Source organism: Sphingobium cupriresistens, assembly GCF_004152865.1.
Classification (GTDB): Bacteria; Pseudomonadota; Alphaproteobacteria; order Sphingomonadales; family Sphingomonadaceae; genus Sphingobium; species Sphingobium cupriresistens.
In genome coordinates, this window is record NZ_SEOO01000077.1 from 1 (window position 1) to 6228 (window position 6228).

At 60.4% G+C, this 6228-nt stretch carries 6 protein-coding genes and 1 pseudogene; 2 read left to right on the forward strand and 5 right to left on the reverse strand.

Going from position 1 to position 6228, the window contains the following annotated elements; translation table 11 throughout:
* Positions 1-479, forward strand: a 479-nt coding sequence (locus tag EWH12_RS21190) for an integrase core domain-containing protein (protein ID WP_242496161.1), incomplete at its 5' end; no start/stop codon positions are given.
* A gap of 73 nt (positions 480-552) precedes the next feature.
* On the opposite strand, the pseudogene EWH12_RS21195 reads toward EWH12_RS21190, so the two are convergent.
* Positions 553-795, reverse strand: a pseudogene (locus tag EWH12_RS21195) (NAD(P)-dependent dehydrogenase); the annotation flags it as partial.
* Positions 796-1236: 441 nt separating this feature from the next.
* On the opposite strand from EWH12_RS21195, the gene EWH12_RS21200 reads away from it, so the two are divergent.
* Complete coding sequence (locus EWH12_RS21200) at positions 1237-1683, forward strand: ferritin-like domain-containing protein (protein ID WP_129927742.1); 447 nt, start codon at positions 1237-1239, stop codon at positions 1681-1683.
* Positions 1684-1871: 188 nt separating this feature from the next.
* Here EWH12_RS21200 and EWH12_RS21205 read toward each other — a convergent pair whose 3' ends face one another.
* The 4 genes from EWH12_RS21205 to EWH12_RS21225 form a co-directional block, all read right to left on the reverse strand.
* Positions 1872-3296 (reverse strand): L,D-transpeptidase family protein, encoded by a 1425-nt coding sequence (locus EWH12_RS21205; RefSeq protein WP_242496162.1) that lies wholly within the window; start codon positions 3294-3296, stop codon positions 1872-1874.
* An 87-nt stretch (positions 3297-3383) separates the two neighbouring features.
* Positions 3384-4049: a murein L,D-transpeptidase catalytic domain family protein gene (locus tag EWH12_RS21210; protein ID WP_129927747.1), complete on the reverse strand. Its 666-nt coding sequence runs from the start codon at positions 4047-4049 to the stop codon at positions 3384-3386.
* A 228-nt stretch (positions 4050-4277) separates the two neighbouring features.
* Positions 4278-5099, reverse strand: a complete 822-nt coding sequence (locus EWH12_RS21215; protein WP_129927744.1) for an IS5 family transposase — start codon at positions 5097-5099, stop codon at positions 4278-4280.
* Positions 5100-5730: 631 nt separating this feature from the next.
* Positions 5731-6039, reverse strand: coding sequence for a hypothetical protein (locus tag EWH12_RS21225; protein WP_129927746.1), 309 nt, complete (start codon positions 6037-6039; stop codon positions 5731-5733).
* Positions 6040-6228: the final 189 nt, after the last annotated feature.

A 6228-nucleotide genomic window follows, 5' to 3' on the forward strand; every position in this document is an offset into this window, starting at 1 on the left:
GTCGACAACTTCACTTTAGAGACCTGCTGGCCGGTCATGGCCGCCTTGATGAAGCCGTCGGGCGCTACGCGCCCTTGTCTCCATCAAGGCGAATGCTGCCTTCGAGGGGCAGCTTCCCAATGTGCTATGGCCCCAGCTACATCGCCGGCGAACTGGCGGAATACATCGAGGCCCAGAAGATGAGCCATGTGCGCGGTGCCCCGCTACACCCGCAGACCCAGGGCAAGATCGAGCGCTGGCATCAGACCCTGAAAAACCGCATCCTGCTGGAAAACTACTTCCTGCCCGGCGACCTCGAGGCCCGGATCGAGGCCTTCGTCGAGCACTACAACCACCAGCGTTACCACGAGAGCCTCAGCAACGTGACGCCCGCCGATGCCTACTTCGGCAGGGCACCGGCAATCATCAAACTGCGCGAAAGGATCAAGCGACAGACCATCGAACATCGGCGCTTGCAGCACCGCAAGTTCGCCGCCTAACATCAACCCCCTGACGAGGTCCGCACTCCGCTAATCTACGCCGCGAGTTGTGCCGAATGTTCTGACGACGGACAATGGCGACATCTGCACCTTCGCGCGCGTAAGCGATTGCGGCAGCACGCCCGATACCGGAATCGCCCCCCGTGATGAGAGCCTTTCGTCCTTTGAGCTTGCCGGCCCCGACATAGCTGTCCTCGCCATGATCAGGCTTGGGGTCCATTTCCGCGGCAACGCCGGGCGCCGTCTGCGGCTGTTCTGGAAACGGTGGCTGCGGATACTGAGTGCGAGGATCTTGCAGTGCGAGGCGGTCGGTCATGAACACTCCTGTCATTTGGATGGACCCGCTCTCGGAAGCGGGCAGGCAAGAACCAAAAGAGCCGCGGAGTGTCTGGTTCCATATCTTATCAAGTCCAGCGCCGAAGACGCGCCAAGGCGTTCCTAGGCAGACACTGCCCGACAAAAATAACCTTTGTTCATCAATGACGTGCTGCTGGCCCTGTCACGACGCAGACAGTTCCGCATTGGCCCGATCGGCCACCATCCCTTCTCATTTATCGACGCGGGGGTAATTTGATTCGGTAAGTCTGGATTAGCGAGGTCATTCATTACGACTGCAGGTGTGTCCGGTTCAACAGGAGCGACTGTCCGATCAAGGTGTTGCCTACCGTCGCATCATAGCCAGGCCATAGGAGTTTCGGCTCGAAGGGATCAAGTTTGCCGGCTGATGGTTGAAGCAACTCTCAAGAAGGATAATATCATGACTACCGATAGCACGATTTCGACGCTCAACGGCCTCATCAAAACGACCCTCGATAGCATGAAGGGCTATGAGGACGCTGCCAAGGATGCTGAGAGCACTCAGTTCGCTACGATGTTCGCGGAGTTCGCGCGGGACCGCAGCGCGGCAGCGACCGACCTTCAGGCCGAAGTTCGCCGGTTGGGCGGAACCCCTGAGGACGACAGCAGCTTTCTGGCGGCTGCTCACAGGACCTTTATGGACCTGAAGCAGGCGATCACTGGCAAGGACGACAAGGCGATCATCCAGGAGGTCGAACGTGGTGAAGACCACATCAAAGCCAAGTTCGAAGACGCGCTGCGCGACAACGAGTTGGAACCGTCTTCGCGTTCCATTGTAGAAAAGGCGTTCGTATCGGTCAAAGAAGGCCATGATAAAATGAGCGCGCTGAAGCATAGCATCGCATAATGAGTTGAAGGCCGCCCGTTTACGGGCGGCCGTTATACGTATGGGCGTAGACTGCCTTTCAGCTTCACCGTCGTCCACCCGCTCGCAGGGAAAAGAATGAGGCCCCAGTCGACGAGAAAGTCGTAATGCGCCCGGTCGGTTGAGGATCGCCAGCGCCCGCATGCAGTCGATCCTTCGTCGGTAGTGGCTTATGGTCCTACGTCGGATCCCGAATTGTGCAGGCGGTAGGCCTGACGGGACGAAAAGCCCAGCGCGGCGGCCACGGGGTCATTCCAGCCATAGGGGTCGGAGCGGATGACGGGCTCACCATCCTCGCCGAGGACCACAGTCTGATAGAGCAGCCTCACTGGAATCTCGCGCGGCAGCTTGACGAACGTCTCTTTGCCGGTCGCACGAGCTCGTTGCCATTCGTCTAGCACGCCCTCGTCCTTCGCGAGCATCTCGGCAAAGCCCAATGCATCGTCTACCCGCACGCAGCCGTGACTGCGCTGGCGCTGGATTTCCTGGAACAACTGCTTGGCGGGGGTGTCGTGCAGGTAGATCTGGTGCTCGTTCTTCATGTCGAATTTCACCAGACCCAGCGAATTTTTGGGTCCCGGCTGCTGGACGACCCAGCCATCCTTCCAGGCCATGTTGTTGCGCTGAAGGTAGGCGCTGCCCTTGCCGGCGATCTCCTTGTTCTGGATCGAACGCGGCACTGTCCACGTCGGGTTGGCGACGAGGCGATAGATCGGCGATCCCAACTGCGGTGTCTCGTTTTCAGGCTCACCGACGACCACCTTGCGGCTGTCGGCGACCTTGCCGTCGCGCCAGTAGAGCAGCCGTCCAGCAGCGACATTCACGTCGATGCGCGTGGGGGCAGGATTGCGGTCGAGCCAGCGCAGCCGCTCCATCGCCACGGCCATCGTCCGCGCCCGGTCGGCGTCCGACAGGTTGAGGATTTCGAGCGCGTCGGCACCGATGACGCCGTCTGGCTTGATCCCGTAGTCGGCCTGCATGCGCTGCACCGCGCGGACCATTGTAGGGTTGTAGCTGTTTCCCTGCGCAGCGGAGCGATCGAGGTAGTCGGAGGCGACGAGCTGACGCGCTATCGCAGGAACCCGCGCGTCGGTGGCCCCGGGCTTCAGCGGTTCGCCCTTGTCAGGAATCGCTGCGGCGGGCACGTTGTCCTGCTTGCGCAGCGCGAGATAGGACTTGGACAGCGAGCGGTAGCCGTCGTCCTGCGGTGCCAGCCCATCAAACCATTTGTCGAGGTTCCCAGCCTTGAGAGCCGCGCCCAGAGCGTTCAGCAGGTTCGGATTGGGCCGGGTGACGGTATAGACATCATAGAGCTTGGCCGGATCAGACGCCCCGCGCGCCAGGGCTGAGGCATAGCGCAACGCGCTCTGCGTCAGGGCGCGGTCGCCTTCGGCATTGCCGGGCTGACCGTCCACGGCGAACTGCATCCGATCGAGGCCATGCGCGGCGCGGCGACCGATCGCATCGCGCAACTGGCGTACTGCCCCATCGCTCCAGCGCACCTGGTCGATGTTGACCGGCGGCGCTTCAGCGTTCTGAGATGTACTTTCGGGCTTCGAGTGGCACCCGGGCAGCGCGACCGTCAGGGCCAGCAACGAGCAAGCGATCACACTTCTATGCACACGGATCTCCTGGTAAGACCCGTATGACAACTTATGGAAATCCCAGAGGTTTCATGCTCCCTAGGCCCGGGCTGCAAAGACCATCCGTCCTTCGCCCAGGAAACTGAAAACGTCGCTGAGCTTATCCTCGCCGACCGCAAAGCACCCCTGACTGCGGCCTAGCTTGCCATGAGCCGAGATCATGTCGTCGTTCGCATACCAGGCGCTATGGATCACGATGGCGCGGCTGAGCGCATTGTTGTTCGTCGGGTCCAAGCCCACCAGACGCTGCGACCGACCGTGCTTGCCGGTATAGTAATCGCCTGTAAGGAAGGCGCCCTCGCTCGAGGCGTTGGACCCGAAGGCGTTGGAGAACCGCTCGAGGAACCCGGTATGCCCCGGGTCGGAGCCCGAACCGTACGCGACCAGTAGACGCGAAGCCTTGCCGCTGACCACATCGAGGAAGTGCAGCCGGGGATCGGAAGATGGCGCGGTGAAATCGACGATGGCTATCCGGTCGCGCGCCTTGACCAAACCGGAATGCTGGTCGAGCGCGAATAGAGCCTGGCGCAGCAGCGCCGGGTCCACGGAAAAGCGAGCGGCATCCAAAGCCGTCTGAGGCATGCCTGGGCCATTTCGGGGAACAGCTGGAAGGGGGCTCATTCGGCGTGAAGGCGACGATCCTAAAAATGGCTTTGCTGCCGGCCCGGCAAGGGCCGCGAGAGCAATGCCCGCACCGGAAATCATCATGGCGCGCCGGTCGGGTCGGAAAGTCAGATCAGGCATGGCTCCGATAATGGATATATCTGCCTGGGATTAAATACTTTTTGGCGACATTTGTTGGAGCACTTTTGCACTTAAGCGGCGAACCGCCCTGAACAAGCGGTCGATAGTTTGAAGCCCCATGCTCATTTCGGAACAATTTTCCGGCGCTGAAATCTCTTAGTGTCTGATTCAAAATTTTCGGACGGGATTTCATGATCTTGCGATGCGGCGAGCGAAGAGCTGGATCGAGGCGATGAAGAGCCATGCGGCTGCGGAGGCGATGGTTTGTTCGAAGTCCTTGGCGAGCCGCCGGTTGCGGTTCAGCCATGCCAGCGTCCGCTCGACGACCCAGCGCCGGGGCAGCACCTCGAAGCCTTTCGCCGTATCGGACCTCTTGATGATCGCGATGGTCCATTTACCGAAGCGGCGCAGGGTGTCCTTGAGCTTGTCTCCGGCGTAGCCTCCATCGGCGAAGACATGGCGCAGCCAGGGGAAACGCCGGATGATTTCGGCCAGCACCAGCGGCGCGCCGTCGCGGTCCTGGATGTCGGCGGTGTGGATCACGGCATGAACGAGATTACCTTCGGTGTCGGTGAGGATGTGGCGCTTGCGTCCCTTCACCTTCTTGCCTGCATCATAGCCACGAGGTCCGCCGCTTTCCGTGGTTTTCACGCTCTGGCTGTCGATCACGCCGGCGCTGGGCGAAGCCTCCCGGCCGTGCGCCTTGCGTGCAACCATCAGCAGAGTGTGGTTGATCGTAAGCCACAGCCCGTTGTCGCGCCAAAGGTAGAACCAGTGCCGCACAGTCGACACCGGCGGGAAACATGGCGGCAGCATCCGCCAGGGCAAGCCGCCGCGCAGCAGGTATAGGATAGCCTCGACAATGCGCCGCAGCGGCCATTTGCGAGGCCGCCCGACATGCGACGCTGGTGGCAGCAGTGGTTCCAGAACCGCCCACTCGGCATCAGTCATATCACTTGGCAAAGCCAGTCCGCTTCGCGCATGAAGGGCGCGAGTGGTATCGGTCCACATCGTTGAATCCATGGTAGTTTTTGGCGAAACCCATGAATCAGCGACAGGTCAGGCCGTCAAGCTAACCTGCTGATACCACTCAACTTAATTTCCGATCGGGCTCTTACAATTTTCAGACACTATGTTCGGATTGCAAAATTCCAGAAAGGTCTCGCAAATAGGGTAAGAATGGCGCCAAGGCGCAAAATGTCAGGCCTGCCTGCGAAAGTCCGGGGGTGCATTGTTACGTTGTCCCCTCATCAGTCACTCCAGCTACGGGTGCGGGGCATTGCTTCGCAACGCCGGTATTTTCTTCCACGATGTCTTGCTGAGCGCCCTCAGCCGCCCCCTCCTTCGCTGCGTCGGCCACCGAATTTTCGAACATCCGCTTGAGAACCCAGCCTACGGCGAAGGTGACAGACGCCGTCACTACCGCGCGACCTGCAGTTTCCTTCAGCGACCGAACGAACTGCTTACGCTGTAGCCGCCCCGGCTGACCAGCGACTACGTCTGCTAGCTTCTCCCTGGTTCGCATCAGACCGTCCTTTAAATTGTTGCATGATCATCGGATAACGCCCCATCGCGGCTGTGGATGCCCTAAATCGGTCGCCCGTACCTAGGGCGCAGCGTCCAGGACACCCGTTGACAAAGGTTAGCCGCCGGCGACTTCAACCGCACCGGCGTCCCGGAAAGCCTGGATGACCGCATCGCCTTCATCCTCGTTCATATCGACAGAGACGACAAGCTGGCCTTCGTATGCCGCGCTGGAGCCATCGGACGTTTCCCGGTTTTGTCCGCTGGCGACGTCCGCCCCGGCAGGCTCGTCGCCAGCGCTGTTTTCGCTCCCGGCGGGCTCGATGAAAATGTCGGTCCGTTCTATGCCATATTCCTGGACGAGGTGTTCGACTGCAAGCTCGACTTCCCGGCGGCTAGGAAACAGTCCCTTGATGGTGGTGGACATGCATCTACTCCATTTTACAGCTCTTGAGAGCGCGAGTGCGCGGCGACAATTACGATGGCCGGCGCATTGCCTCACCCTTTTTGCTCCTGAGTGACAGGCCGTTGCCTCATCTAGAATGCTCCCGGCAACGGTCGGGAGGGAACGATGAGGAAGATGAGCATGGCAACGCGGAAAGAATTGATCGAGGCG

Excerpts from the sequence above, each read along its gene's own strand:
- EWH12_RS21225 (WP_129927746.1), bottom strand. The coding sequence starts at position 6,039 with ATGTCCACCACCATCAAGGGACTGTTTCCTAGCCGCCGGGAAGTCGAG.
- EWH12_RS21200 (WP_129927742.1), top strand. The coding sequence starts at position 1,237 with ATGACTACCGATAGCACGATTTCGACGCTCAACGGCCTCATCAAAACG.
- EWH12_RS21215 (WP_129927744.1), bottom strand. The coding sequence starts at position 5,099 with ATGTGGACCGATACCACTCGCGCCCTTCATGCGCGAAGCGGACTGGCT.
- EWH12_RS21210 (WP_129927747.1), bottom strand. The coding sequence starts at position 4,049 with ATGATTTCCGGTGCGGGCATTGCTCTCGCGGCCCTTGCCGGGCCGGCA.